The sequence below is a fragment of the Streptomyces humi genome (assembly GCF_001005085.2).
Classification (GTDB): Bacteria; Actinomycetota; Actinomycetes; order Streptomycetales; family Streptomycetaceae; genus Streptomyces; species Streptomyces humi.
The window spans coordinates 66,372-91,229 of sequence record NZ_LBMU02000045.1; the positions used below are offsets into that span (position 1 = coordinate 66,372).

General features: G+C 71.7%; 24 protein-coding genes, 5 pseudogenes and 1 riboswitch. Of the genes and pseudogenes, 13 read left to right on the top strand and 16 right to left on the bottom strand.

All coding sequences use genetic code 11. The annotated features are described in order from the left end of the window. Positions 1–49: 49 nt before the first annotated feature. Positions 50–337: a metal-sensitive transcriptional regulator gene (locus AAW13_RS21005; protein WP_046729443.1), complete on the top strand. Its 288-nt coding sequence runs from the start codon at positions 50–52 to the stop codon at positions 335–337. A gap of 19 nt (positions 338–356) precedes the next feature. Here AAW13_RS21005 and AAW13_RS21010 read toward each other — a convergent pair whose 3' ends face one another. From AAW13_RS21010 to AAW13_RS21020, 3 genes are read right to left on the bottom strand one after another with little or no spacing between them, the layout of a single operon-like run. Beyond that, positions 357–1,103: a sulfite exporter TauE/SafE family protein gene (locus AAW13_RS21010; RefSeq protein WP_046729442.1), complete on the bottom strand. Its 747-nt coding sequence runs from the start codon at positions 1,101–1,103 to the stop codon at positions 357–359. Continuing rightward, positions 1,100–1,492, bottom strand: coding sequence for a rhodanese-like domain-containing protein (locus tag AAW13_RS21015; RefSeq protein ID WP_046729441.1), 393 nt, complete (start codon positions 1,490–1,492; stop codon positions 1,100–1,102). The genes AAW13_RS21010 and AAW13_RS21015 overlap by 4 nt, the downstream gene beginning before the upstream one ends. Positions 1,493–1,541: 49 nt before the next feature. Beyond that, complete coding sequence (locus AAW13_RS21020) at positions 1,542–2,900, bottom strand: MBL fold metallo-hydrolase (RefSeq protein ID WP_046729440.1); 1,359 nt, start codon at positions 2,898–2,900, stop codon at positions 1,542–1,544. A gap of 65 nt (positions 2,901–2,965) precedes the next feature. On the opposite strand from AAW13_RS21020, the pseudogene AAW13_RS21025 reads away from it, so the two are divergent. From AAW13_RS21025 to AAW13_RS21030, 3 genes and pseudogenes are all read left to right on the top strand, one after another. Continuing rightward, positions 2,966–3,409 (top strand): annotated as a pseudogene (locus AAW13_RS21025) (DUF302 domain-containing protein). A gap of 52 nt (positions 3,410–3,461) precedes the next feature. Then, a pseudogene (locus AAW13_RS44950) lies at positions 3,462–3,608 on the top strand (IS5/IS1182 family transposase); the annotation flags it as partial. A gap of 222 nt (positions 3,609–3,830) precedes the next feature. Further along, on the top strand, positions 3,831–4,229 hold the full coding sequence (locus AAW13_RS21030; RefSeq protein WP_046729439.1) for a VOC family protein: 399 nt from the start codon (positions 3,831–3,833) through the stop codon (positions 4,227–4,229). An 86-nt stretch (positions 4,230–4,315) separates the two neighbouring features. Here the strand turns inward: AAW13_RS21030 and AAW13_RS21035 are convergent, their stop codons facing one another. Beyond that, positions 4,316–4,624 (bottom strand): immunity 53 family protein, encoded by a 309-nt coding sequence (locus AAW13_RS21035; protein WP_046729438.1) that lies wholly within the window; start codon positions 4,622–4,624, stop codon positions 4,316–4,318. 54 nt (positions 4,625–4,678) lie between these two features. On the opposite strand from AAW13_RS21035, the pseudogene AAW13_RS21040 reads away from it, so the two are divergent. Then, positions 4,679–5,071 (top strand): annotated as a pseudogene (locus AAW13_RS21040) (CbiX/SirB N-terminal domain-containing protein); the annotation flags it as partial. A gap of 129 nt (positions 5,072–5,200) precedes the next feature. On the opposite strand, the gene AAW13_RS45610 reads toward AAW13_RS21040, so the two are convergent. Further along, positions 5,201–5,497 (bottom strand): hypothetical protein, encoded by a 297-nt coding sequence (locus AAW13_RS45610; protein WP_143145022.1) that lies wholly within the window; start codon positions 5,495–5,497, stop codon positions 5,201–5,203. Positions 5,498–5,755: 258 nt separating this feature from the next. On the opposite strand from AAW13_RS45610, the gene AAW13_RS21050 reads away from it, so the two are divergent. Next, complete coding sequence (locus tag AAW13_RS21050) at positions 5,756–6,682, top strand: AraC-like ligand-binding domain-containing protein (RefSeq protein ID WP_240528668.1); 927 nt, start codon at positions 5,756–5,758, stop codon at positions 6,680–6,682. Between the two features lie 502 nt (positions 6,683–7,184). Here the strand turns inward: AAW13_RS21050 and AAW13_RS21060 are convergent. After that, the gene (locus AAW13_RS21060; protein WP_046729434.1) at positions 7,185–7,505 is read right to left on the bottom strand and encodes a hypothetical protein; all 321 of its coding nucleotides are present in this window, start codon (positions 7,503–7,505) and stop codon (positions 7,185–7,187) included. A gap of 575 nt (positions 7,506–8,080) precedes the next feature. On the opposite strand from AAW13_RS21060, the gene AAW13_RS47625 reads away from it, so the two are divergent. Together AAW13_RS47625 and AAW13_RS21070 are read left to right on the top strand one after the other, a co-directional pair. Then, positions 8,081–8,899, top strand: coding sequence for a hypothetical protein (locus tag AAW13_RS47625; RefSeq protein ID WP_143145023.1), 819 nt, complete (start codon positions 8,081–8,083; stop codon positions 8,897–8,899). 22 nt (positions 8,900–8,921) lie between these two features. Continuing rightward, a complete protein-coding gene (locus tag AAW13_RS21070; protein WP_046729433.1) occupies positions 8,922–13,184 on the top strand; it encodes a cation-translocating P-type ATPase in 4,263 nt (1,420 codons plus the stop codon). A gap of 86 nt (positions 13,185–13,270) precedes the next feature. Here the strand turns inward: AAW13_RS21070 and AAW13_RS21075 are convergent, their stop codons facing one another. After that, positions 13,271–13,555, bottom strand: coding sequence for a hypothetical protein (locus AAW13_RS21075; protein ID WP_143145024.1), 285 nt, complete (start codon positions 13,553–13,555; stop codon positions 13,271–13,273). A gap of 24 nt (positions 13,556–13,579) precedes the next feature. On the opposite strand from AAW13_RS21075, the gene AAW13_RS21080 reads away from it, so the two are divergent. Further along, entirely contained in the window at positions 13,580–14,227 is a 648-nt protein-coding gene (locus AAW13_RS21080) for a tetratricopeptide repeat protein (protein WP_046729431.1), read from the top strand. Between the two features lie 1,196 nt (positions 14,228–15,423). Here the strand turns inward: AAW13_RS21080 and AAW13_RS21100 are convergent. From AAW13_RS21100 to AAW13_RS44970, 6 genes and pseudogenes are all read right to left on the bottom strand, one after another. Further along, positions 15,424–15,813: a hypothetical protein gene (locus AAW13_RS21100; RefSeq protein ID WP_071659625.1), complete on the bottom strand. Its 390-nt coding sequence runs from the start codon at positions 15,811–15,813 to the stop codon at positions 15,424–15,426. Beyond that, positions 15,794–16,627 (bottom strand): ABC transporter ATP-binding protein, encoded by an 834-nt coding sequence (locus tag AAW13_RS21105; protein ID WP_046729427.1) that lies wholly within the window; start codon positions 16,625–16,627, stop codon positions 15,794–15,796. The genes AAW13_RS21100 and AAW13_RS21105 overlap by 20 nt, the downstream gene beginning before the upstream one ends. Continuing rightward, positions 16,624–17,637, bottom strand: coding sequence for a FecCD family ABC transporter permease (locus tag AAW13_RS21110; protein ID WP_046729426.1), 1,014 nt, complete (start codon positions 17,635–17,637; stop codon positions 16,624–16,626). The genes AAW13_RS21105 and AAW13_RS21110 overlap by 4 nt, the downstream gene beginning before the upstream one ends. Further along, positions 17,634–18,686 carry an ABC transporter substrate-binding protein gene (locus AAW13_RS21115; protein WP_206306256.1) on the bottom strand — a complete coding sequence of 351 codons (1,053 nt, stop codon included), beginning with the start codon at positions 18,684–18,686 and terminating at the stop codon, positions 17,634–17,636. The genes AAW13_RS21110 and AAW13_RS21115 overlap by 4 nt, the downstream gene beginning before the upstream one ends. 55 nt (positions 18,687–18,741) lie before the next feature. Further along, positions 18,742–18,917: riboswitch (cobalamin riboswitch) on the bottom strand. Between the two features lie 14 nt (positions 18,918–18,931). Next, positions 18,932–19,369, bottom strand: a pseudogene (locus AAW13_RS44965) (DUF2083 domain-containing protein); the annotation flags it as partial. Next, the gene (locus AAW13_RS44970; RefSeq protein ID WP_071659626.1) at positions 19,347–19,532 is read right to left on the bottom strand and encodes a hypothetical protein; all 186 of its coding nucleotides are present in this window, start codon (positions 19,530–19,532) and stop codon (positions 19,347–19,349) included. The pseudogene AAW13_RS44965 and the gene AAW13_RS44970, both read right to left, overlap by 23 nt. Positions 19,533–19,695: 163 nt before the next feature. Here AAW13_RS44970 and AAW13_RS21130 point away from each other — a divergent pair, with 163 nt between their 5' ends. After that, on the top strand, positions 19,696–20,409 hold the full coding sequence (locus AAW13_RS21130; protein ID WP_240528669.1) for an SMI1/KNR4 family protein: 714 nt from the start codon (positions 19,696–19,698) through the stop codon (positions 20,407–20,409). 153 nt (positions 20,410–20,562) lie between these two features. Then, a complete protein-coding gene (locus AAW13_RS21135; protein ID WP_206306257.1) occupies positions 20,563–21,150 on the top strand; it encodes a hypothetical protein in 588 nt (195 codons plus the stop codon). Positions 21,151–21,588: 438 nt separating this feature from the next. Here the strand turns inward: AAW13_RS21135 and AAW13_RS47805 are convergent, their stop codons facing one another. Beyond that, positions 21,589–22,110, bottom strand: coding sequence for a transposase (locus AAW13_RS47805; RefSeq protein ID WP_420855480.1), 522 nt, complete (start codon positions 22,108–22,110; stop codon positions 21,589–21,591). A 182-nt stretch (positions 22,111–22,292) separates the two neighbouring features. After that, positions 22,293–22,702, bottom strand: a pseudogene (locus AAW13_RS46850) (TetR/AcrR family transcriptional regulator); the annotation flags it as partial. A 173-nt stretch (positions 22,703–22,875) separates the two neighbouring features. Here AAW13_RS46850 and AAW13_RS46855 point away from each other — a divergent pair. Next, entirely contained in the window at positions 22,876–23,220 is a 345-nt protein-coding gene (locus AAW13_RS46855) for an MDR/zinc-dependent alcohol dehydrogenase-like family protein (RefSeq protein WP_240528670.1), read from the top strand. On the opposite strand, the gene AAW13_RS21155 is transcribed toward AAW13_RS46855, so the two are convergent. Then, on the bottom strand, positions 23,204–23,764 hold the full coding sequence (locus tag AAW13_RS21155; protein ID WP_046729422.1) for a TetR/AcrR family transcriptional regulator: 561 nt from the start codon (positions 23,762–23,764) through the stop codon (positions 23,204–23,206). The genes AAW13_RS46855 and AAW13_RS21155 overlap by 17 nt on opposite strands. Before the next feature lie 103 nt (positions 23,765–23,867). Here AAW13_RS21155 and AAW13_RS21160 point away from each other — a divergent pair, with 103 nt between their 5' ends. Next, on the top strand, positions 23,868–24,833 hold the full coding sequence (locus AAW13_RS21160; protein ID WP_063777062.1) for an NmrA/HSCARG family protein: 966 nt from the start codon (positions 23,868–23,870) through the stop codon (positions 24,831–24,833). Positions 24,834–24,858: the final 25 nt, after the last annotated feature.

The following is a 24,858-nucleotide window of genomic DNA, read 5'->3' on the forward strand; positions in this document are numbered from 1 at the left end:
CCGGACCGGGACGTACAGTACCCCGAGGGGTATTTTCCGAGGAGTGATCGTGGAACTGGATCTTGCGGGTGCGGAGCTGAAGGCCGTACTGAACCGGCTGCGCCGGGCCCAGGGTCAGATCTCCGGTGTGATCCGGATGATCGAGGAGGGGCGGGACTGCGAGGAGGTCGTCACACAGCTCGCCGCAGCCTCGCGCGCGCTGGACCGTGCCGGTTTCGCGATCATCGCGACGGGGCTCCAGCAGTGCGTGACGGACATGGAGTCCGGCCGTAAGAACGGCGAGGACCCGGAGGCGATGCGGGCCCGGCTGGAGAAGCTGTTCCTGTCTCTGGCGTGATCATGTGTCACGGTGTGCCTCACACCGCCGCGTCGGCGAGCATGAAGGCCGCCACCGCCAGCAGCACCAGGGCGAAGATCCGCTGAAGCGTGTGCCCGGAGATCTTCGCGGACAGCTTCTTGCCGTCCCAGGCGCCGAGGATCGCGGCCCCGACGAAGGGGCCGACGACGGCCCAGTCGAGTCCCTCGACCGTGTCGGCCCGGGTCGCCAGCGCGGCCAGTGAGTTGACGGTGATGACCATCAGGCTGGTGGCCACCGCGTTGCGCATCCGCATGCCCAGCACCCCCACCAGTGCCGGTACGGCGAGGAAGCCGCCGCCGACACCGAGGACACCGGTGACCGCGCCGAGCCCGGCACCGGCTGCCGCGGCGCGCCCCGGCCGCACCGCCACGGCACCCTCCCCGGCCCGCCGGGACCGCATCATACGCACGGCGGCCGCTCCCGCGACCACCGCGAAGGCCGCCGTCAGCACGGCCGCCGGGACGTGGGCGGCGAGCGCGCCCCCGAGCGTCGCCGGGACGATCCCCGCCGCCGCGAACAACAGCCCCGTACGCCACCGCACATGCCCCTCACGGGCGTGCGCGACCAGCGCCGTGACCGACGTGATCGTCACGATGACCAGGCTCGCGGTGGTCGCCACGACCGGACTGGAGCCGAGCAGGTAAATCAGCGCGGGAACGGCCAGGACACTGCCGCCGCCCCCGAGCGCCCCGAGCGCGAGACCGATGACCGCTCCCGCGGCCAGGGCGAGTATGACCGCGCTCACGCGACCGTGCCGTTCGCGCCGCGCGCGTCCACCACGGGCAGCCCGGCTCCGGCCCAGTCCCGCATGCCGCCCGTCACGTCCACGGCCTGCGAGCCGCGGGCGACGAGCAGCTCGGCGGCCTGCCGGGAGCGGTTTCCGGAGCGGCAGATCACGACCAAGGGCCGCGCCCGGGCCGGCGCGGGCAGTTCCGCGCCGGCGGCCAGCGCCGACAGGGGAAGGTGCACGGCCCCGGGTGCGTGTCCCGCCTGCCACTCGTACGGCTCGCGCACGTCCAGCAGCACAGCCTCGCCGCCGCCCTCGACGGCGTTCCCGTGGCCGGTGCGCGCGGCCGCCTCCCGCACGCTCACACGGCCAGGGCTTCTGCCCCTGCTCCGTCGGAAGATACTCATCCCGGTTTCTCGCTCCTGTCTCGGATTCGCCCGTGCGTACTGGCCGGCGTCAGGCGGCCCGGACGGCCAGCCCTGCCTTCTCGGCCGCGTCGAAGGAGTCGTCGACGGCGACTACGGTGCGTCCGGCGGCATCCAGCAGGGACGCGGCGACACCGGCGCGCATCCCGCCCGCGCAGTGCACCCACACCTCACCGTCCGGTATGTCGTCGAGGCGGCGGTGCAAGGTGTGGATCGGGATGTGCACCGAGCTCTCGACGAACCCGGCAGCCCGCTCCGACCCACGCCGGACGTCCAGGACGACGACCCCCTCCCGCCCGCGCCCGGCCAACTCGGCGAACGTCGCCCGGCGGAAGGAGACCGGTGTCTCGCCCTCACGGACCCAGTCGACCGGGGTACCGGTGGCTGCGGCCGCCGGCCGGTCGATCCCCACCCGCACCAGCTCACGCTGCGCGGCAGCGAGCTGCCCGGGCGATTCGGCGAGCAGCGTGACCGGCTTGCCCCACGGAATCAGCCAGGCCAGATAGGTGGCCAGCTGCCCTTCCGCCTCGAAGTTGAAGGATCCCGACACATGCCCTGCGGCGAAGGCGATCCGGTTGCGCAGATCCACCACCCACTCCCCCGCCGCCAGCCGCGCGGCGATCTCCTCGGCGTCGGCCCCAGCCGGTGGCGTCAGGTCGACGGGCGCGGGTCCAGCCGCGTTGGCCGAGCCCATGTGCGTGTAGTAGGCGGGAATGTCGTCCAGACCGGCCAGCAGGTCGGCGACGAAGGCGTCCACGTCCCGGGTCAGCGCCTCGTTGGACGCCTTCTCCTTGCCGATCGTGGTGTCGCCGCCCTCCGCCTGCGCGGACGAGCAGAAGCTGCCGAACCCGTGCGTGGGCAGGACGGCTGTCTCGTCAGGAAGTTCGGTGGCCAGCCGGTGCGCGGAGGCGTGCTGGGCGCGGGCGAGGTGTCGTGTCAGGCGCGGTTCGACCAGGTCGGGCCGTCCGACCGTGCCGATCAGCAGGGAGCCGCCCGTGAACACGGCGACCGCCGTGCGGTCTTCTTCCAGCACGTAGGAGGTGTGGTGCGGGGTGTGACCGGGCGTGGACAGCGCCCGCAGTGTCAGGCCGGCGTCGAGGGCCGTGACATCGCCGTCGCCCACGGGCGTCCGCTCGAACGACACGCGGGCCGCGGCCGGTACGAGGTAGGCGGCGCCCGTGAGGCGGGCGAGTTCCAGGCCGCCGGTGACGTAGTCGTTGTGCACGTGCGTCTCGACGACGTGCGAGATCCGCACCCCGCGCCGGGCGGCCGCCGCGATCACCCGGTCGACGTCGCGGGGCGGGTCGACCGCCACGGCCGTCCGCTCACCGCCGGCGAGATAGCTGCGGTTGCCGAGTCCCGGCACCTCGATGGTGTCGACGAAGAACACGGGTTGCTCCCTTCGAGTGAAGACGTACCCCCAGGGGTATATCCACGACGGTAGCACTAATACCCCTGGGGGTATTCACGGGGACAGGGCAGTTCCCTGGGAGACACCGCGCGGTCCGGCTCGGCACCGACTTCGCCACCGCCGTCGCCCGCACCCGCGACGCCCTCGCCGCGCAGGGCTTCGGCATCCTGACCGAGATCGACGTCACCGCCGCCCTCAAGGCCCAGCCGGACCGCACCGCAGAAGACATGGAGGACTACGTCATCCTCGGCGCCCGCAACCCGGCCCTCGCCCACCGCGCCCTGGAGACCGACCGCTCCATCGGGCTGCCGCTGCCCTGAAGCGTGGTCGTCAGCCGCGACGGCGACCGCACCGCCGTACAGGCCTTCGACCCGAACACGATGGTCACCCCCACCGGACTCGACGCCCGGCACCCGGTCGCCGAGGAGGCCACCCGCCGCCTCGACGCCGCACTCACCTCACTCGTGTCGGCCGACACGACCGCCTGACGAAGCCCCGGATCAGAGAAACACGCCCGTCTCCACCGGCCGGCAGACCGCCAGCCGAGCCCACGCAAAGGTCCGTGCACTGGTCGAGCGGGCCATTGCCACCCTCAAGTCCCGGCGACTCCTGCGCAGGCGCCGCTGCTCGACGCCCCGCATCACGAGCCTCGTCCACGCCGTCCTGATCCTCCGGCTCGCCTCCTCGGGCCGAGATCAACCCCGCAGCATCCACCAGGTCCGTCGAATCGGCCTCGGTCGCGCCCGCCCGCCCGCAGACGCCCGGGCTACGCGCGGGCCGGGCTCATCTCCGCGGGTGACGGCGCTTCGCGCCGATCGATTCCCAGGATCGGTGGTCGTAGTAATCCCGGACCGGAGGGTGGCGCGACCCCATAGGCTGAGGCCCACATCGGCGCTGTCTGGGGGAGTAATGACCAGTAGGTTCACTGAGTTGGTTGTCGACTGCCATGATCCGGAGCGGCTCGCGGCTTTCTGGAGCGCTGTCCTGGATTTCAAGGTGATCGACCGGAGCGAGGGCAAAGTCGAGATCGGCTCCTGGCAGCCGACCGTCGAGGAGGTCCGGGCCCGCCAGATGCCGCCCACCGTGGTGTTCGTCCGGGTGCCCGAGGGCAAGACCGTGAAGAACCGGCTCCACCTCGACGTCAGTCCGATCGACGCCAGTACCGACGACGAGGTGGCCAGGCTGCTCGGCCTCGGCGCAGCCAAGGTGGACGTGGGCCAGGGCCCCGGCCGGACTTGGGTGGTCATGGCCGATCCCGAGGGCAACGAGTTCGATGTCATGCGCACCCTGGCACCGTCCAACTCATGATCGGGCCCAAAGGTCAGCGGTCGTAGGCGGTCGGTGAGCGCAAACGCGATCTCCTACCGCTCGCGGCCTGAAGGCCGCCGCAGCCCTTACGGGGCATCTTCGGCGACCCAGGCACGGAACAGCGTGAGCGCCTCGGTCAGGTTGCCGGGCCCACACGCGATACGGAACTCCTTCTCGGACGTCCAGGCCATCACCCAGTCCTGCTCACCCCGGGTGACCTGCTGCCGGGGATACTCCCGGTCCGCCAAGTCCGTCTCCTCAAGGCTGATCTTGACGGTCCAGCCCGGGTTGTCGAGCGTCCCGATCGTCACGCCCCATTCGTGTTCCCAGTCTCCATCGCACTGCGCGGCATACCAGTGCTGCAACCAGTCAAGGACGTTCACGGATTCGGACATGGACGCAGATGCTAAGCGAACCGAGCATGGACCGAAGAACCCGGTGAACCTCCTGAGGCGGGACTGACGTCCGCCGACAGGTCCTCGACCGGGGTCGTGCCGGCCCCGGCGGAGTCCACGGACCCGGAGGCGTTCGCAGTGATCGCTGACATCGCACGGGAGTGGCGGCACACCGGTGGTCGGTGCGCCGTGCGACCTGCGCTCGCCTCCGCATCTCTGCCCCGCACCGAGGACGCGGTACGCGAACTTTGGGCGCTCGGCTGCGAGCGGGGCGCCGTCGCGCCCTGCGTGCCGGCGCCGGGATTCCTGCCGGACCGTATCGCGCGTGGCGCGCAGGGCACGGCCGTCATCGCGGACGTGCTGGGTGCGGCGCCCGCGGTGGCCGCTGTGGTACTGAGCCGTTTCCGCGAAGCGGCATCGGCCGCTGTCCTGTCGCGGATCGCGTGACCGCATGGTTCAAGGTCCGGCGGACGCACCGACCGCATCACCGGTTACCGGACAACCTCCGGTTCATCTCCGCACAGAACTCGCCGGCGTGGGTCGATGCGTACCGATCGGGCGTCCTCAGAAGGAGCCTCAGGCCCCCCACTCCGTATAGTCTCCGATGATCCTGTCGCCGAGGTTGCACCATGCGACGCTCTCCGCGCTCGCCCACACCCAGGGACCGTAGTGCGTGTACTGGTAGCCGCCCAGGGTCTCGCACTTGATCACTTCACGGTACCGTCCCGAAGTGCACCAGGTCTTGTTCCCCTGATGGCCCGCGCTGCCCGTGACCCGTTGGCCCAGACACGAGGCCAGCGCGGAGTCGCTGGACGCGGGGAGGGCGGTCACCGACGAGCCGCTGTCCGCCACCGCGCTCGGTGCGAGCGTCATCGCTCCCCCCAGGACGAGCGCCGTTGAGGCCAATGCCTTTGCGATACGACCTTTGATCATGCAGATCTCCCAGGTGTCGACGAGATGTGTGTGCGTCGCCGGCCCGCTCCGCCCGGCCGTCGATCGCTCGTTGACGAACCGTAGGCGCAATTCACGGTCCGCGAGCACCCATATGCGCACTGTGACTCCCCAGTTCGCGCACGGTGCACAATTGGGACTGAACCGCACATGCGCACAGGGGGCTGGGAGTACATCGGCATGACCGACCGCAAGGGTTCCCGATTAAGGGGAACCGAGTCGTTCGAGGCAGTCGCCTCGGCCTTGTTCGCCCCGTTGCGGGTCACCGATCCCGGTCCGCAGGGGTTCGAAGCCGTGGTGGACCACGCGGTCATCGGACCCGTGGTCGTCGCCCGTATCCAGGCCACCGCCGCGACGGTGACGCGGGACAACCGCAGCATCACCTCCAGCGACGTGGAGTGGATGCATTTCACTCTGCACCACCACGGCCCGGTCACGGCGACCCAGCACGACCGGACCACGGCCGTGAGACCCGGTGAACTGTTCGCCTGTGACAACACCCGGCCCTACCGGCTCATCGGTGCCGACCCCAGTGACATGACTGTGCTCTGCGTTCCCCGGGCAAGTCTGGGCAGGCACGCGAACTCCATCAGCCGGCGCACGGCGCTCCCCATATCCACTCAGAGCGGGATCGGCAGACTGCTCGGCCACGCCCTGTCCGCAGCCGACGAGGACCTTCCCCGTCAGCGTGTGTCACGTACGTATCTGGCCGACGCGCTCACCGCACTCCTCCTTGCCGCTTTCGCCGACATCACCCCCGAGCGGGCGTCCGTCGCCAGCGACCTTGCCGACCGCATACGCGCCTACGCGCTGGCCCAGCTCAGCGACCCCCGCCTCAGTGCGGAGCGAGTCGCCCACCAGCACCACATCTCGGTCAGGTACCTCCATGCGCTCTTCAAGGGCAGTGACCTGACCTTCGCCGCCTGGGTCCGCCATGAACGCCTGCTACGGATCCGCCGAGACCTTCTCGACCCCGCCTCCGCGGACATCTCCACGGCCACGATCGCAGCACGGTGGGGAGTACACGACACCAAACACCTCGGCAGGTCCCTGAAACGCGAGTTCGGCGAATCCGTCAGCGACCTACGCCGCAAGCAGATGGACTGAGCGGCGGTACGCGCCCACCGCCCACAGGCCGGATCCCGCCTCTGCCCTGCCGCCATCGGATCGCCGCGGCGGCGACGGGGTTTCAGGTCTGCCCCATCGCGCCTGCCCCATCGCGCCTGCGGTAGTGGGCTGTTGGCTGTGACGGAGCCCACCAGGAAGTCGAATCAGCCCCACCGAGAACACCCTCAACCGGGCCCTGACCGCGGCACGGGCACCGGCCCGACGCGGCGTCGCAAGCGGGCCGGGCTGAAGCGGGGCAGAATGCCGCGGGTGAGGATCTGCCAGGTCGCCGCGTACCGGGCCGTCCACCGCTCGACACCCCGGCGCTGAAGGTCCTCGCGCAGGACCTCAGCCAGGGGGAGCAGAGCCGGGAGGTGGCGCTCCATCACCAGCGCGCCGGGGCAGCCGTAGCAGGTCAGGAACGACTGCCGGCATCGCCCCCACCGGGCCCGTGCCCGATGTCCCTGCACGCACCGGCCAGCGTGTCGAGTTCACCGGCAGGTCAGGCGATCTCGGAGTCGATGCCGGTGATCACGGCTGGGCCGAGCGGCACACTGTCCGCGTCGATCCCGGCGTCCCGCATCGCGGTGTCCGCAAGCCGCCGCGCCTCACGCTCCGCGTCGGCGTTGCTGTCCGCCTCCACGGAGAGCCGCAGGGCGAAGGTGTCGTCGTCGTTGACGGCAAGCACGTCCAGGTCCTCGGCGCTGCCCATCCTGGTGCCGTGCGGATCCGCGGGCCGCAGCGCCCGCCCCAGCCGCTGCCGTGCCGCCTCGTCGACGCCTGCGGTGAAGGTGCCGGGCACGGTGATCACATAGGTGGTCATGACGATCCTTCCGTCGGGTGCCACACCGCCTACCCCGGATCACGGCGAGGAGTGCGTCCACACCCCGGGCAGCCCCACCCGCGCCGCGTACGGGCCCAGGGTCTGCAACGGACGTCCTTGCCCGGAGCGACACCCGAGAGCCATGGCAGGTCGCAGGGCCTATTGGCGGTCTCTGGGCTCACCGCGCGCCTCCCCGCCGGGCACCTCGCCGAGCCCGGTCGGTCCCTCGGAATCCTCGACGACCAGGACGTTGCGGGAAAGCGGGTGACGACGGGCCGGCTCACGGGAGAACGTCCTTACGGGCTCTGACGGCGTCCAGGACGGAATGACGCCCACACAGGGAGACAGCGTCTCCTTATGAAGACGGAGCCCAGGGATGCGGGCATGCCCAGGTCAAGGGGCAGACCGAGGGGCAGACCAAGTGACAGACCAAGGGGCACGAAGGGTCGCGACAGGGGCGAGCCCACCACTATCGGGCGAGACTTTCGACATGCCCGATTTACTCCGTATGGTCACCGCCGTGCGGGGAACTCGGCGGGCAGAGAGTCTGATCTCGGCATTGACGAGGAGTAGTCATGGCTGAGCAGAAGTCGTCCTCGACCCTCACCGCGCCCCTGCGGAACGCGGCCTCGGCGGTGCGCAGGGTGCCCGGCGCCGGGGCCGTCACCAGGGCCGCCGAAGGAACGCTGGACAAGATCGGCGCCGTCTCGCCCCGGAGCCGTCGGATGGCGGTGTACGCCGGAGCAGGTGTGCTGGGCGTGGCCGGCGTCGTGGAGTGGCCCGTCGCGCTGAGCGGTGCGGCGATCGCCTGGCTCACCCAGCCCCGGCCGGGGCAGAGCGTGCGGACGGCGCCGCCGGAGGCGACCGGGGACCCGACGGCGGGCCCCGGTCGCGGCGCCTACGTGGCCGTGGGCGACGCGGCGACGGCGCAGGAGACGGCCACGGGCACCACAGCGCCGGGCCCGGTACGGGAGGACCAGATGCCGGAGCCGGACACCCACGGCCCGACAGCGCCCTCGACCGAGCCGGGCCTGCCCACCGCAGGGCCGGGCACGCCCGACACCGAGCCGAGCCCACCCGCCTCGGAATCGGCCCCGCCCACGGCGGCGCTGCACACGCCCGACGCCGAGCCGGGCCCGTCGCCCGTCGCCGAGCCGGCCGCACCTGCCGCCGAGCCGGGCACATCTACCGCCGAGTCGGGCACACCTGCCGCCGAACCAACCTCATCCACCGCCGAGTCGGACGTGACTGGCCTCGAACCGGGGCCGTTGCCCGTCGCCGAGTCGGTGCCGGCCACCGCCGCGCCGGTTCCGTTCTCCCCGCCTGCCGATGCCGAGTCGGCTGGCGAGCCGGACGCGGGGCCCGGTGCGCCGGTCCCGCCGCCGTCCAGCTGATGCGGGCTGCGGGTGACGTGTGATGGCGCTCGGTCTGCCGGCGGTGCCGTCCGTGGCCGCGCGAGCCCTGTCCGCGGCGCCCCGGCTGCTGGCCGGGGTCGCCGCGGAGGGTGTCGGCGCGGTCGCGGGAGCCGCGGCCGGGACCGCACGGACCGGTGTCCGGAGCCTGGACACGGCCACCCGGCTCACCCGGGCGGCACGCAACACACTGGCCGGCGCCGACTGGCAGTGGCGGTCCGGCGCCCGCGCACACCTCTCCCTACGCGCGGCCGACCCGGAGCAGGCCCGGGCCGCGGGCGGCGCGCACCGGCTCGCCGCGCACGTCGCCGAGGTGCTGACGGAACACCCGGACGTCCTGTTCGCCTACTGGGACGAGGGCCTCGGCCGCCTGGTGGTGGCCGCCGCCGAGGAGGCGGTCACCGAGGAGGTCGCGCAGCGCGCAGCCGACCTCGCCGCCCGGCACGGTCTCGTGGCGGCCGAAGAAGGTGCCGAGGAGGTCACGCACCCGGCCGACCCGAGAGGGATCCGGGCGGCATTGGCGACCCTCGCGGCCGATCTCGTCGGCACCGGCGTGGGCATAACCGCCTACACCCTGCGGCTGCCGCCCTCCCCGCGGGTGGTGACCGCACTGGTGACGGTACTGCGGGAGAACCCCCGCTTCCGTGGACTGCTCCGCGCCCGCCTGGGCGCCGAAGCCACGGACCTGCTGCTGACCTGCGTGAACGCCGCGGCCCACGCCGCGGGGCAGACGCCCACCGCGCTGCTGCTCGACGCGGCGCTGCGCGGCTGCCAGCTCGCGGACACCGTCGCCCGTGCGTCCGCCTTCGAGTTCTTCCAGGACGACCTGTGCACCCCGGGCCGGCCGAGCGTCGGCGACGGTGCCCGGCCGCGCCCGGCCCTGCGCACCACCCCGGCCCAGGAGTACGCCACGCACGCCACCGCCGGCAGTGTGCTGGGCGCGGCGGCGACGCTGCTGGTGAAACAGCGGGTCGCCGAGGCCGCCGAGGCGGTGCTCGCCGGCTCGCCGAAGGCCGCCCGCTACGGGCCGACCGCCTTCGAGGCGGTACTCGGTGCCGTGCTGGCCCGCTCGGGGCTCCTCGTCCGCGATCCGGAGCGGCTGCGGGAACTGGAACTGGCCGGCACGATCGTGCTGCATCCGTCGGCGGTGCGCACCGAGGACGGTGAGGCCGATCCCTGGACGGAACCGGTGCTGGACGCCGCCCGGCAAGCCGGACTGCGGGTCGTGCTGGTGGACGACCCGGCGCTGGAGGACTTCACGGGCCTCGCCGACCAGGTGGTGGACGCCCGTCGGCCCCTGGACGACGTGGTCCACTCGCTGCCGGAGGACGCCGGCGCGGTGATCACGGTGGCCCGGCTGTGGTCGGCCCGGGACCAGGTGCTGCTGGCCGGTCTGCTCGCCGGTGACATCGCGGTCGCGCTCACCGACACGGACAGCGCGGTCGTGTGGAGCGCGGACGCCCTCGCTCTGCACGGACTGCCCGATGTGTGGCGGCTGCTCAGCGCGATACCGGCAGCGCGCCGGGTGGGCCGTCGCTCGGGGACCCTGGCCCGGTCGGGTGCCACGCTCTCCGGGCTGCTGGTCGCCGTCGGCGAGTCGCGCGGCGGACGCGGCCGGCTGGTCGCGCTGCCCGGGCTGCGGCACGCGCCGGTCGACGGCGCCGCCGCGGCCGCGCTGCTCTCGGCGATCCGGGCGGCCCTGCGGGTGGCGCGGGCCGAGGCGCCGCACCCCCGGGCCCGGGTGCACTGGCACGAACTCGGGCCGCGGGAAACCCTGGAGCGGCTGGAGCACGAGCGGGAGGCGGTACCGCCCGAGGAACGGCAGCGGGCCACCGAGCCGTCCGGACATCCGGTGCTCGTGCCGGTGCGGTGGACCCGGCGGCTCGCCCACGCCGTACGCAGCGAACTGGACGACCCGCTGACACCGGTGCTGGCCGTCGGCTCGGCCGCGTCCGCGATCGTCGGCTCGGTGGTGGACGCGCTCCTGGTGGTCGGTGCGCTCGACCTGAACGCGCTGGTCGGCGGTATCCAGCGGCTGCGGGCCGAACAGGCCGTCTCCGGGCTGCTCGCGGACCAGAAGCGGCAGGCCCGGGTTGCGGATGCCCCGGGCGATCCGGAGACGCACACCGTGGACGCGGTGCGCCTGTCCCCCGGCGATGTGATCGACCTGCACACCGACGACGTGGTGCCGGCCGACGCACGGGTCCTCTCGGAGGACGGCCTGGAGGTCGACGAGTCCGCGCTGACCGGCGAGTCGGTGCCGACGGAGAAGCACACCGCCGCGACCCCGCACGTCCCGGTGGCCGACCGGCACTCCATGGTCTTCGAGGGCACGACGGTGGCCGCCGGTCATGCGCGCGCAGTCGTGGTCGACACCGGCGAGCGCACCGAGGCCGCCCGCGCCGTCCACCTCGCCGCGCGGACGCCCCCGGCCGCCGGAGTCCAGGCCCGGCTGCACGAACTCACCGCGAAGGCCCTGCCCTTGACGCTGGCGGGCGGCGCCGTGGTGACCGGTCTGGCGCTGCTGCGCGGGACCCCGATCCGGGAGGCGGTCGGCGGTGGCGTGGCCGTCGCCGTGGCCGCCGTACCGGAGGGGCTGCCGCTGGTGGCGACGGTGGCGCAGCTGGCCGCTGCCCGGCGGCTGAGCCGGGGCGGGGTCCTGGTCCGGGCGCCCCGCGCACTGGAGGCGCTGGGCCGGATGGACACCGTCTGCTTCGACAAGACGGGGACACTCACCGCGAACGAACTGCGCCTGGCCCGGGCGACCGGCGCGGACGGGAGGGTCCTCGCGGCCGGCGACGAGGCGGCGGCCGACACGGTGCGGGTGGCGGCCCGGGCCTGCCCGCAGGTCGGTGACGGATCCGAGCCGCCCGAGCACGTCACCGACGCGGCGGTCCTCGACGCGGCCGCGCCCGACCCGGACTGGGAGCAGACCGAAGGGCTGCCGTTCGAGGCGGCCCGCGGCTACGCGGCAGCCGTCGGCCGTGCCGGGGCCGACGCGCGGGTGCTGGTGCTGAAGGGAGCGCCGGAGACAGTGCTGCCCGCCTGTCGTGGGCTCTCCGAGGACGCCTCGGAGGTCGCACAGGAGCTGGCCGGCCGGGGACTGCGCGTCCTGGCCGTCGCCCAGCGTCGGCTCGGTGCCGGTGAGCACGCCCAGGAGGTTCTGGAACAGCCCCTGGAGGACCTGGAGTTCGTCGGACTCCTGGGGCTCGCGGACACGCCCCGGGAGACCTCCACGGCCCTGGTGCGAGGTCTCCACGAGGAGGGCATCCGGCCGGTGATGCTCACCGGCGACCACCCGCAGACCGCCCGGTCGATCGCCGCCGAGCTGGGCTGGCCCGCGGACACGGTCGTGGTGACCGGGGACGACCTCGCCGCGGCCGACCGCGCGGGCAGGGCCCGGATGCTGCGTGACGCGGGTGTCGTGGCGCGCGTGGCACCGGAACAGAAGTTGCAGGTCGTCGAGGCGCTGCGGGATGCCGGGCGGGTGGTCGGCATGGTCGGCGACGGCGCCAACGACGCGGCGGCGATCCGCGCCGCCGACATCGGCGTGGGCATCAACGCCCACGGCTCCGCCGCCGCCCGCAACGCCGCCGACCTGGTGCTCACCGACGACGACCTGACGGTGCTGATCGACGCGGTGGGCGAGGGCAGGGCGCTGTGGCACAGCGTCGCGGACGCGGTCGCGATCCTCATCGGCGGCAACGCGGGCGAGATCGGCTTCGGTGTCCTCGGCACCCTGCTGGCCGGCCGGGCCCCGCTGTCCACCCGGCAGATGCTGCTGGTCAACCTGTTCACCGACCTGTTCCCGGCGATGGCGGTGGCGGTCACGCCGAAGGAGCCGGAGGAACGGTCGGATCCCGGAGCGCCGTCGGCCGTGCTCGGAGCGCCCCTGACCGAGCAGATCCGGCACCGGGCCCTGACGACCAGCGCCGGCGCTCTGCTTGCCTGGCTCCTCGGTCGGGTCACGCCCGGAACGCCCCGCCGCTCCGGCACGATGGCGCTGGCCGCGGTGGTCGGCACCCAGCTCGTGCAGACCCTCCTGGACCGCCGGGACAGCACGCTGGTGCGTCTCACCTCGCTCGGCTCGGCCGCCGTTCTGGTCGCGCTCATCGAGACACCGGGAGTGAGTCAGTTCTTCGGCTGCACCCCGCTGGGCCCGGTGGCTCTGACCGCCGTGGCCGCGTCGGTCGCGCTGGCCGTCTGGAGCCAGCGGACCCTGCCCTTCCTGGAGCGGCTCGTCACGGACCTGGTTCCCGGTTCGTGAGCCGCGCCGGTCAGTCCCGGCCCACCGTGACCGGTCGATCCCCGACGTGACGTCCTGGGGTCCGCGGAGTGCGACGAGGGCGGTGATCAGCCCGTCCGAACACCGGGCCACGGCCCAGGGCCGGAGTCCTCCACGACCGCTCGGACCGCCCTGGTGCAGACTTGCTCGGCGCCGGTGTACTGCGCGACCCGCACGGCCAGTTCGGTGTCCACGCGGTCGGCGAGCGGACCACCGTAGGTGACCGCCACGACCCGGCTCACCCCGGCCGCGGCCACGACGGCGGTGGAGGGGTCCAGGCCGCCGAGCGGGTCAGCACTGGCCCGCTCGCCCGCCTCTCGCGTGGTGCGCGGAGATAGCCTCGGCGCTGTCATCGTCCGGCGGGGAGGGGCAGGGGTATGCAAGGGCAGAACTGGATCGAACGTGCGGGAGAGCTGTTCGAAGCGGCGATGTTCGGCGGGGACACGGCCGCGCTGGAGCGGTCCGATGAGGTGCTGGACTCGGTCGAGGCGCCGCTTGCCATGGCGCGGGGCAAGGTGCTGCACGTCCGCTTCCTGAACGACCGCGAAGAGAACCACCAGGAACTGGTGCTGTTTGAGCGCGCGGCCGAGTTGTACGAGCGGCTGGGGGATGCGTCGGGTGAGGCGGACGCGTTGTTCTGGGTCGGCTGCTGGCACCAGGTGGTCAAGGGCGACGGCGTCGCCGGCACGCCGTACTTCGAGCGGTCGTACGCGCTGGCGAAGACCGTCGACGACCGGATGACGATGTCCTATGCGATTCGGCATCTCGGCTTCACCGACAGGGATGCAGGCCGATTCGATCAGGCCCGCGAGAGGTTGACCGAGTCGGTGACACTGCGCCGTGAGATCCGCTTCAGGCCTGGGGAAGCGGCTGGCCTGGTGGCACTGGCCTACCTCGCGGCCGAAACCGGCGACCCTGCGGCGGCGTTCCACCACCTTGACGAGGCGCAGTCGGTCGCCGAGAGCTGCGGTGCCAAGGCCGTGTTGGGGTGGATCGAGCAAGCCCGCACGCACATCCGCTCCTAGGCTCTGACTGGGAAGTGCTGATCAAAGCCGTTCGTTGAGGACTGGACGGCCTGGGTGCCGGGGCCGGCCCGGCGAGGGTGGTCGAGGCCGTCGAAGCGGCCCACCCGGACCTGCGGGAGCGGTTCCGCGCCCAGGCCGAAGAGTTGGAGCAGGAGTCGGGCGAAGACGCCGGCACTGTCCCGGCCTGTTCCCACGCCGGAGGGCCAGGCACTGATCCGGGTGAAGGCGACCCCTCTTCACACCAGTGATCTGCACGTGCTGCGCGGCCGCTCTGGCTTCTCCCCCCGAATTCCCCGCTGTCGGGGGCAACATGGAGTGCGTGGGCCGCGTCGAGGCACTGGGCACGGACACCGTAGGCCTGAGATCGCCCAGGTTCGGAAGCGCTGGGCAGCCGGATCGCGCTGGCACGCCGATATCGAGGCGCTGCGCATCATCCACCCCGGACTGCGTACGCTCGCGGACTGGCTCGCCCGATCCGGCGCCGCCCAACTGCGGAAGCGACTCCTCGAAACCGCCTAGCGCTCCAGCTGTTGGTTGAGCTTGCTGGTGGGGCCAGCGCGGGACGGGTGCAGCCACTGTTGATCATCGTGACTTGTGTGGAACCTTGTCGACGGCACCCTTCGGCCTTTCGGATCGGCGGCGATGGCCGAGGAGAAGCAGACGAGCTTCACGACACCTCGGAGCCAGGGAGCATTGCTCCGCCGGCTCGTCTCCGACGGATTCACCGCACCGGCCGCCCCCGCGGAGACGAGCCCGGCCAGCGCGTGGCCGCTCAGGCTCACGCGCGAAGGCCAGAACTCCGGGAAGGGGCGCAGAAGCGCCGCCCGAGGGAGACCTCATCGGCCACCGGCATCAACCTCCCCGCCGCCGCACTGCTCACCTTCTCGGTCGACCCCGACATCTTCGGCATCTGGCTCCACCTCCTCAGCGGCCTCGCTGCCGACGGCTGCAACTGTGCGGCAATCGGGGCAATCGGGGCTGCCCGGCTCCGGGAGGGGCACGGCGTCCACCGATGCCGAGGACGCCATCTCAGCGGTACGCGCCTCGTCCGACGCCGGGCGCCGAGACGTGCCGATGAGGTCGGTCGGCATCATGACGAACAGCGATGTGATCCGCCTTCCTCGTGGCTGCGGCACCTCTCGCCGAACGATCTGGTCAGTGCCCGGCGTGAAACCTCCGTCGGCCTCGCGACCCGCTCATCTCGATCTGCCCGGCGGGGTGAAGACGTACAGGTCGAGGATGTCCGGGCAGGGAGCGACTCCGGGCCCGCCCGCCTGTACCCAGCGGGCGATGTCCTCGGTGGCGTCGGGGTCGTTGACGAGACCCAGCCAGACCGGGCGCGCGCCGGTGGCGCGTGCGGCGGCGGAGGGCTGGACCACGATCACGTTGGCGTGCTCGCAGACGTCCAGGCAGTCCGAGACGCGGACGGGGACCTCCCCGGTCAGGCGCGCGAGCTGCCGGTCGTGGTCCACGCCGGTGACTTTCGGGGTGCCGCAGCAGCAGTCCCGGCAGACGACGACACGGCACGGTGCCGGTGCGGTGGACGTGGGCTCCGTGCCGACTGCTTCAGGGCGTTGTCGGGGCATCGCTCGTCGCTCTCCTCTCCAGGGGAGATCCGTCTCGTGCGCCTGGGCGCAGGAAGCGGATCAGGGGGCGGATCAGGGGGTGGCCTGGGTCGTGGGTCACCTGCGCTCGGACGCCGTACACCTGCTCGATGAGGGCGGGGGTGAGCACCTCGGCCGGGGTGCCCTGCGTGACCGCGCGGCCGTCGCGCAGGACGAGCAGCCGGTCGCAGTACATCGCGGCGAGGTTCAGATCGTGCAGGGCGATCACCGTGGTGACCGGCAGGCCCGCGATCAGCTCCAGGAGGTCGAGCTGGTGCTGGATGTCGAGGTGGTTGGTGGGTTCGTCGAGGAGGAGTTCGCGAGGTTGCTGGGCGAGGGCGCGGGCGATCTGGGTGCGCTGGCGTTCGCCGCCGGACAGGGTGTGCCAGGACTGGCCGGAGCGGTCGGCCAGTCCGGTGCGCGCGAGGGCCTCGGTGACGGCTTGCTCGTCGGCCGTCGTCGCGGGCGTCCAGGCGCGGCGGTACGGGATGCGGCCGAGGGCGACGACGTCCCGGACGGTCAGCTCGGTCTGGGTGTCGGCGTGCTGCTCGACCGTGGCGACACGGCGGGCGGTGGCACGGCGGCCGACTTCGGCGAGCGGGCGTCCGTCCAGGGTCACGACTCCGGACGTTGGGGCCAGCACCCCGGCCAGCAACCTCAACAACGTTGATTTTCCTGAGCCGTTGGGGCCGAGCAGGCCGACGGTCTCGCCGGGGCGCAGGGTGAGCGTGACGCCGTCGACGACGACCTTGTCGCCCAGGCGTCGTACGACGCCGTCCGCGTGCAGGCTGCTCATGTCCTTCTCCGTCCTCGGTAGAGCACGGCCACGAACGCCGGCACGCCGATGAGGGACGTCACCACGCCCACCGGGACCTCCTGGGGGTCGAGGACGGTCCGGGCGAGGGTGTCCACCCACACCAGGAAGACGGCGCCGGTCAGCGCGGTGACCGGCAGCAGGCGGGCGTGCCCGGACCCGGTGAGGGCCCGGGTGGCGTGCGGAAGGACCAGGCCGACGAAGCCGATCGCGCCCGCGCAGCTGACCAGCGCGGCCGTGAGCAGCGCGGTCGCGCAGAGCAGCACGAGACGGGTACGGGCGACCCGGACCCCGAGTCCGGCGGCGGCCTCGTCGCCGAAGGAGAACGCGTCGAGCGTACGGGCGTATCCGAGGCAGACCACGAGCACCACGGCCAGGACGGCGGTGCAGAGCAGTACCTGTCCCCAGTCGGCGCCGGTGAGCGAGCCGAGAAGCCAGAACAGGACGCCCCGGGTGGTCTCGGCGTCGGCGGAGGTCAGCACGATGAACGAGGTCAGCGCGGAGAAGAGTTGCATGGCGGCCACGCCGGACAGCACGACCCGGTCGGTGCCGGCCCCGAGGGTGTGGCTGAGCAGCAGTACCAGGGCGAAGGAGAGCAGCGCGCCGAGGAACGCGCCAGCCGACAGGGACACCGCTCCCCCGCCCACGCCCAGCACGACCACGGCGACCGCTCCGGTGGACGCGCCGGAGGAGACACCGAGTACGAAGGGGTCGGCGAGCGGGTTGCGCAGCAGCGACTGCATGACCGCGCCGCACACGGCGAGTCCGGCCCCGCACACGGCGGCCAGCAGCGTGCGCGGCATCCGCAGGTCCCACACGATGCCGTCCCGCAGCGGAGCCAACGCGCTCTCTCCGAGACCGAGATGGGCCGCGACGGACGCCCAGACGTCACCGGTGGAGATGTCGGCGGGGCCGATCGTCACGGCGACGGCGATCGAAGCGAGCAGCGCGGCCGGCCCTCCGACCGTCAACAGCAGTGAGCGAACACTCACTTGGCGAGCCCGAAGTCCCGCAGTCCGGCCGCGACCTTCTCGATTCCCTCGATCGTGCGGAGTGACGGGTTCATCGCCTGCCCGCTCAGCAGCACGTATCGCTTCTTCTTCACGGCGGCCAGGTTGCGGGTGGCGGGGTTGGTCTCCAGGAAGCGGATCTTGGCCTTGGCCGTCTCGGCGGTCTGCTGCCTGCGGGTGAGGTCGCCGAGGACGATGACGTCGGGGTCGCGGTCGGCGACGGTCTCCCAGTTGATCTGGGGCCACTCGTCGTGGGTGTCGGCGAAGGCGTTCTTCGCGCCGACGGCGCGGGTGATGGCGCCGGGCGCGCCGCAGCAGCCGGCCAGATAGGGCGACTGGGAGTTGGCGAACCAGTACATGAGGGAGACGTCCGAGGCGTGCAGTCCGGCGGTGGCCGTGCTCACCCGCTTCTTCAGCGAGGCGACGAGCTTCTCGCCCCGCTCCTCGACGCCGAACGCGCGGGCCAGGTCGCGTATCTCACCGTAGACGGCGTCAAGGGTGAGCGGGGTGCTGCGTGATCCGTCGCCGCCGCTGTCGTTGTCCTTGCCCTCGGAGCAGTCGGACGGTGAGACGTAGGTGGGCACGCCCAGCTTCTCGAACTGCTCGCGGGTGGCGACTCCGCCCTTGCCGAGGGTGGAGACGAACGAGGCGGTGACGAAGTCGGGTTCGGCGTCCAGGACCTTCTCGAAGGAAGGGTTGTCGTCGGCGAGGCGGGGCACGGACGCGTTGGCCTTCTCCAACCCCTTCATCACCGGGTCGGTCCAGGTCGCCGTACCGGCCATCCGGTCGGCGAGGCCGAGGGAGAGCAGGATCTCCGTGGTGCCCTGGTTGAGGGAGACCGCCCGCTGTGGAGCCGACTTCAGGGTGACTTGGTCGCCGCAGTTGTCGAGGGTGGCCGGATAGCCGGCGGCAGCGGTCTCCTCCGCCTTCGTGTCGTCGCCGTCGGCGGAACCGCAGGCGGTGAGCAGCAGGGCGGACGTGAGGAGAAGAGCCGGGGTGCGGAGAACGACGGGGGTGCGGAGCACGGGCATGCCTCTGGGGTCGGGGCTCGTTCGCGGAGCCTGGCCTACGGACGTCCCTCCGCGCGGGGGCGCGAAGGTGCCAGCAGGTCTTCGGACTCGGGTTCGTCCGGCCGGGGCGCCTTCCCGGTCTCCCAGTGGCGTCGTGCCCCGCCCGTCCCCCTCACCGCTGCGCGTCAGTTCCGGATTCGCACCGGATTCCCTGGCCTCAGGTGTGGCTCGACTGGCCCACCGAGGCTATCAAGGTAATCGCTGGGTCAAGTCGTGTGATCCGTCACGGGGTACGGCACGAACGTGCTGGTGTTCTGGTCGCTCCGCAGCGGGCGGCCGAGGGGTGGTGCGCCGCGCTGGGGGCAGTCGAGGCGTTCGCAGACGCGGCAGCCCATGCCGATGGGCGTGGCGACGGAGTCGCTGGTGAGGTCGAGGCCGTCGGCGTAGACGAGTCGGTGGGCGTGACGGATCTCGCAGCCCAGGCCGATGGCGAAGGTCTTGCCGGGTTCGCCCCAGCCGCCGCGGTGCCGGGTGCCGGCGCGGGCGGTCCACAAGTAGCTCTGTCCATCGGGCATTTCGGCGATCTGGACGTGGATGCGGCCGGGGCGGCGAAGATGCGAGGCGTGTGCTCCCGCAGCCAACTGTCGATCCGGTCCCAGGAGTCCTCGACCAAGGCGGTTGTCATACGGCCGACCCTGGAGGCGGGCGCTGACAGCGCGGCCCACCGACCGCCGCAGCCAGCGGCAGCGGCAGCGGCAGCGGCAGCGGCAGCGGCAGCGGCAGCGGCAGCGGCAGCGGCAGCGGCAGCGGCAGCAGACGGAGCCGGCCACCACCTTGCCCGTCAATTCCGGCACTCGGGTTCGCCATCTCAAGCGCTCGCGCGCCAGGTGAGGCGCTCCACCACAGCCAGCCGGGCCCTCGCGCGCCTGAATGTACAGGCTGTCACAGCACTTGCGATGCCCGGTTGGCAGCACGATGCATACGCTCGCGCCCGAAGGAATTCGGATGTCGGTGGCGGAGACTAATGTCCGTGCTCACCGTCGACAGGAGAGCCATGAACACGCAGGTGCACTGGTCGGGAGTCCGGGATCGGGTCATCGCGGTGATGGAGACCGAGCGTCGAGCCCGTGGGCACGGGCCGTCTCCGTATCCGACGTTCGAGCCGGTCCTGACTCCTGCCGAGATCACCGAGGTTGAAGCGCAGTTCGGTGTCGCGCTTCCCGAGGAGTACCGGACGTTCTTGGCGGAGGTCGGAGCCGGCGGCCCCGGACCGGCACTCGAGCTCACGTCGTTGCGCCGGGTCGACGGGAGGTGGGGATGGGTCTGGGACTGCGACGAGGACCACCCCTGGCTCCTGGACTCCAGTGCGCCGTTCGTCGAGACGGAGGACTGGGCCGCCCAGCAGGTCGCCACCCTTCGCGCCGCCGGGTACGAACCCACCACCTGTGACGAAGACGACGACTATCTGGACGACTACCACCAGGTCTTCGGCGAAGCCGCCGACAGAGTCTGGCATTTGCAGCGCGGACGGGGTGCGATCCACATCAGCGACAACAGATGCAGAATGACCGGCTGGCTCATCGCAGTGGGTCCGCACCGCGGAGAGCTCCGCGACCGGGACTGCGCAGTCAACCCGCCCTTCACGCCGTACATCGACGCAAACGGAAACCGTCACACCTTCCGCAGCTGGTACCTCGAGTGGCTCGAACAGCGCGAGAGGACTGCACGACGATCGACGTCGTGACCCTACGCCGGTCAGCGGATCGCACCAATTCGTCACGGTCCCAGGAGGCGACTGTCTCCGCGCCGACGACAAGGGAGATACCAGAGCAAGGCTGGTCCGACCCAAGCGCATGTAGCTCGCAAAGCATCGTGGCCATCGCGCACAATCTCTGTCGTGGACACGAAAATGACCAAGAGTGCCGGCGAGCACTGGGTGTGCTCGGTCCTCGCCGGCGCCGGATGGGGTGCCGCGCTCACCCGCGACGGCCTGGAGCGCACCGATATTCTCGCCGTCCGCGCCGATGGCACCCGCCGCATGATCGAGGTACAGGTCAAGTCGGCAAGCCCCATGCCGAGGCCCAACTGGCGCTGCGGGACCAAGACGCAGCTACCGTCCCTGAGCGATCGCGAGTGGTTCGTGTTCGTCGCTCTGAATTCGACGCCCGGCCGGGCGCCGGCGTCGTACGTCGTCCCGCGCGACCACGTGTGGGCTGCGGCATGGATGGAGCACCAGGCATGGCTGACCGAGCCAGGTCTCCCGCCCGGCAAGAGAAACACCGGCTTCGAACAGGCCCGCGTGCACGCGTCGACCTGGGAGGGCTATCGCGACGCGTGGGACCTGCTGGAGCAGCCGACGACGCAGTGCCCGGTTCGGCTACCGCAAGCCTGGAGAACGTGGGTGGACGACCCGCGCGTCGGCTTGCCGCCCGAGCACCCGTGGCGGGATGCCCTACCCGACTGGCAAGCAGTAGACGGCTCATAGCTCCCGCGGCGGCCAATTCCTGGGCGAAGCCCAGCTCCAGGCCGTATCACGGTCGGTGAGAACCTGCGGCAGCTCGTGGAACAGGAGTCCGCCGTCCTGCGGAGTGTCCCTGGGCGAGGTTCGTGGCTTGCCGAGGATGGCGGCCGGCCGCTTCGGGCGAGCGTGTTTCATCCTGCTGCCGCCCAGGCCGGTGGCACGACACCGGATCCGGTCCAGGGTTCGGTGGTCGTGGCGACGGATCCGATACCGCCCGGGAGATGGCCTGGCGCGCTCGGCGGGTGCTGCCACAGTGGCCCTCCTTGTTGGTCAGCCGCGGCGCAGCAAGGTGATCTTCTGTCGGGCGGTGGAGACGGCGTGGGCCAGTTCGGCGCGGGCGGCCTCCTGTTCCATCGCTTGAACGAGAGATCACGGCTTCAGGGCCCCTCAGGACACCGACGGTCAACGCGACCCGAGCTTCTTCAGCCGTCGCCAGCAGATCATGCGGCGAGCGAGGCTGAGGGAGGCTCCGTGGATGTCATCGCGTGTCTCCCAGCGGACGCGAAGGCGACGGAAACAGTGCAGGTGCGCGAACACTCGCTCGACGACCCAGCGCTGGGTCCGCAGGCCGGAGCCGTGCTCGGTCCCACGGCGGGCGGTCTGCGGCTTCACGACGAGGTCCCGGACCAGGCGGCGGTACTTGTCTTGGTCGTAGCCGCGGTTGGCTTTATCAGTGAGTGGTGACACCGGTTGTCGATCGGGAGCGACAGCGACCGGTGTCGGTGGAGAGTGATATCGCACTGAGTTCTGACACCACTTGGGTGCTTGCGGCGGGATACTCGGAATGCTTTCCGTGGTGAGGGGCAGCGCAAGTACGGGGTCGGGTTCCGGACGGTGAGGGCGGCCATGGCTTCGGTCTGGCCCGAGCCTCGCGAGCAGTTGCCACCCCGCAAGACGGCGGCTGCATGCGTTCAAGCCGGTCATCGACCAGATGCCGAGGGCGGTCCTGGATGCTCCACGCAAGCAGCGGCACACCGCCAAGCGGATCTTCGACCGCCCGGTCGACGAGCACGGTGCGGTCTAGGTGACCTATCACATGGTGCGGGCCTATGTCGCCAGCCGCCGCCCGCAGATACGGGTCGAGGCGGGTCGGGTGAGCTTGCGGGTCGCAGGTCCGGGGCCGGCGGCAGCGATGCGGGGGCTCCCGTCCCGGGTGGGGCGCGGAATACCTCGATCACGTAGGCGGCGAAGCGGCGGGAGGCTGCCGGGCCGGGCAGCGGGAGGGGCATCCTGGAGGCCCTGATGGGCCATGAGCATGAGGATCAGGTCGTCGACGACGAAACCGGGGCGGAGCCGGCCGGAGGCATGGGCGCGGCGGGCCAGTTCGGTGACCGCCCGTACGGTCCGTCGGCGGTCGGCGGTCGGCGGTCGGCGGTCGGCGGTCGGCGGTGAAGTCGGCGGCTTCGGGGAAGGCCGTCATGAAGGCGTCGGCGAAGCCGCGGCTGTGTGCGTGGAGTTCACAGATCCGCTGGATCAGGCTCTGGAAGCTGTGCCAGGGGTCCGGGTCGGCGAGGGCGGCATTGCGGCGGACGCGGCGGCGGTCACCATGTCCTCGGCGGAGCGCGACGCCTGCCTGAAGGACCTGGGCGCGACCGATGTCCTGGGCCGGGCGGGTGAGGAGGATCGGACGCGCCGGAGGGCTTCGATGTCGTCATCGACCTGGTCGCCGGTGCGCAGCTTCCGGTCTTCGTGGACAGGCTGAACCCCAACGGGCGTTACGTGGCCGTCGGCGTGTTCGGCGGGCCGCCGCCGGTGGATTTCGGCATGCGGCTGATGGCCGGCTTCCGCGGGTCGCTGTCGTTCGCCACCTTCAGCTCCGACACCGTGCCCGGGCCCGACCGGCAGGCCGTGCGGCCTTCCCGGTTCGCCGATGCCACAGGCGGAAGGCTGCGCACGGTCGTGCACGGGGTGCTGCCGCGGGCGGAGGCGGCGTCGGCCCGCCGCGCGATGGACGCGGGAGAGGTTTTTTGGGGGGCTCGTCCTGACACCCTGCGCCCGGCGTCCACCGTTGTGCGGATCAGCTTTGCGGGCTGATGCCCCGCACGGTCAGGGTGAGCAGCCGGTGCGCCTCGGCGGCAGGGTCCGGGTGCTGCTCCGTGGCGAGCGCGAGGCCGGTGACCAGCGTAATCAGGTCGGCCGTGGTTACCTCGGGCGCCACCGCACCGGACCGAACGGCACGGTGCAGCAGCGGGTCCACGGCACCGCCGAGCCGGGCCGAGCAGGCGTTCACGTGATCGGCCTCGTCCGCCGCGTCTTGGAGCAGCGCATCGGCCATGCCGCGTGCGGAGGTCGCGTACGTGGTGAGTGCGTTGAGCCAGTCCAGCAGTGCGGACCGTGGGTCGTCGGCGCTGGTGAGTTCCGTGGCGAGGGCGCACAGGGCGTCGATCCGGTTGCTGAATACCGCTTCCAGAAGTGCCCTTCGGGTGGGGAAGTGCCGGCGGACGGTGGCCGATCCGACCCCGGCGGTACGAGCGATCTGTTCCAGAGAGGCGTCGGCGCCATGCGCGGCAACCTCGGCCTCTGCTACGGCAAGGATCAGGGCGTAGTTGCGCCGGGCGTCCGCGCGTTGGCCGGTCATGGGGCGTCTCCGTGCTTGCTAAGTGGCGGGGCCCTCCGTATTGTACTCGGAAGTAAACGGCGGGCCCCACCGTTTACTTCCGGGTTCTCGGCGGAGGAGCACCATGACTACACAGTCCCTTCCCGTTCTGGTCGTCGGCGCCACCGGCCGGCAGGGCGGTGCCACCGCGCGCGCCCTGATCGCCGCGGGGATTCCCGTCCGGGCGCTCGTCCGCGACCCGGCCACCGACCGGGCCAAGGAGGTCGAGGCGCTGGGCGCCGAGTTGGTCACCGGCGACCTGGACGACCCCGGCTCGGTACGCCGGGCCGCCGAGGGAGCGTGCGCGGTGTTCTCCGTCCAGATGCCTGACATGGACGGCCGCGGCTTCGACGGCGAGGTCGCGCAGGCCGTCAACCTGATCGAAGGGGCCCGAGCCGCGGGAGTCCCGCAGTTCGTCCACACCTCTGTCTCCGGTGCGGGGCAGCATGTCAGCTGGGCGAAGGACCAGTGGGCGTGGATGGAGCCGTACTACAGCGCCAAGGCCGGGATCCAGGACCGGGTCCGCGAGGCGGGCTTCACGCACTGGACGCTCATCAAGCCGGGCTTCTTCATGGAGAACTTCCTCCCCTCAGCCCGGATCATGTTCCCCCGCGGCATCGAGGGTGGGCTGGTCACTTTGCTCAAGCCCGCGACCCGGCTCTCCCTCATCGCCGTCGCCGACATCGGCACGGCGGCCGCCGCGGCCATCGCCGAGCCGGAACGGCTCGACAGGGTCGAACTGGAACTGGCCGGCGACTTCCTGTCCATGACGGACATCGCCGCGACCCTCTCCCGCACCCTGGGCGTCGAACTTGCGGCACCCCACATGACCAGCGCGGAAGCGACCGCCGCCGGGATGCCCGGCATGGGCTTCGCGCAGGCCCGCATCAACGAAGAACTCCAGCCCGCCCGACCCGGCTTCGCGAAGGATCTGGGCCTGCCCCTCACCACCTTCGAAAGGTGGGCGCAGGACCAGCTCCGCGGCAACGGGCGACAGGAGACCCCTTCAGGGGACCTGCCGGCCGCCGATGCCCTGCACGAGGAGACCTGACGCGGTGAGAGGTCCGCACAGCGGT

Bases quoted from the DNA above. Each gene is read 5' to 3' on its own strand.
- AAW13_RS21075 (WP_143145024.1), bottom strand. From the start codon at position 13,555: ATGACAGCGCCGAGGCTATCTCCGCGCACCACGCGAGAGGCGGGCGAG.
- AAW13_RS21070 (WP_046729433.1), top strand. From the start codon at position 8,922: ATGGCGCTCGGTCTGCCGGCGGTGCCGTCCGTGGCCGCGCGAGCCCTG.
- AAW13_RS21100 (WP_071659625.1), bottom strand. From the start codon at position 15,813: ATGCCCCGACAACGCCCTGAAGCAGTCGGCACGGAGCCCACGTCCACC.
- AAW13_RS47805 (WP_420855480.1), bottom strand. From the start codon at position 22,110: ATGACCGGCTTGAACGCATGCAGCCGCCGTCTTGCGGGGTGGCAACTG.
- AAW13_RS21015 (WP_046729441.1), bottom strand. From the start codon at position 1,492: ATGAGTATCTTCCGACGGAGCAGGGGCAGAAGCCCTGGCCGTGTGAGC.
- AAW13_RS21105 (WP_046729427.1), bottom strand. From the start codon at position 16,627: ATGAGCAGCCTGCACGCGGACGGCGTCGTACGACGCCTGGGCGACAAG.
- AAW13_RS21060 (WP_046729434.1), bottom strand. From the start codon at position 7,505: ATGACCACCTATGTGATCACCGTGCCCGGCACCTTCACCGCAGGCGTC.
- AAW13_RS21155 (WP_046729422.1), bottom strand. From the start codon at position 23,764: ATGACCGGCCAACGCGCGGACGCCCGGCGCAACTACGCCCTGATCCTT.
- AAW13_RS21035 (WP_046729438.1), bottom strand. From the start codon at position 4,624: ATGTCCGAATCCGTGAACGTCCTTGACTGGTTGCAGCACTGGTATGCC.
- AAW13_RS47625 (WP_143145023.1), top strand. From the start codon at position 8,081: ATGGCTGAGCAGAAGTCGTCCTCGACCCTCACCGCGCCCCTGCGGAAC.
- AAW13_RS21050 (WP_240528668.1), top strand. From the start codon at position 5,756: ATGACCGACCGCAAGGGTTCCCGATTAAGGGGAACCGAGTCGTTCGAG.
- AAW13_RS21115 (WP_206306256.1), bottom strand. From the start codon at position 18,686: ATGCCCGTGCTCCGCACCCCCGTCGTTCTCCGCACCCCGGCTCTTCTC.
- AAW13_RS45610 (WP_143145022.1), bottom strand. From the start codon at position 5,497: ATGACGCTCGCACCGAGCGCGGTGGCGGACAGCGGCTCGTCGGTGACC.
- AAW13_RS21030 (WP_046729439.1), top strand. From the start codon at position 3,831: ATGACCAGTAGGTTCACTGAGTTGGTTGTCGACTGCCATGATCCGGAG.
- AAW13_RS21160 (WP_063777062.1), top strand. From the start codon at position 23,868: ATGACTACACAGTCCCTTCCCGTTCTGGTCGTCGGCGCCACCGGCCGG.
- AAW13_RS44970 (WP_071659626.1), bottom strand. From the start codon at position 19,532: ATGGCGAACCCGAGTGCCGGAATTGACGGGCAAGGTGGTGGCCGGCTC.
- AAW13_RS21080 (WP_046729431.1), top strand. From the start codon at position 13,580: ATGCAAGGGCAGAACTGGATCGAACGTGCGGGAGAGCTGTTCGAAGCG.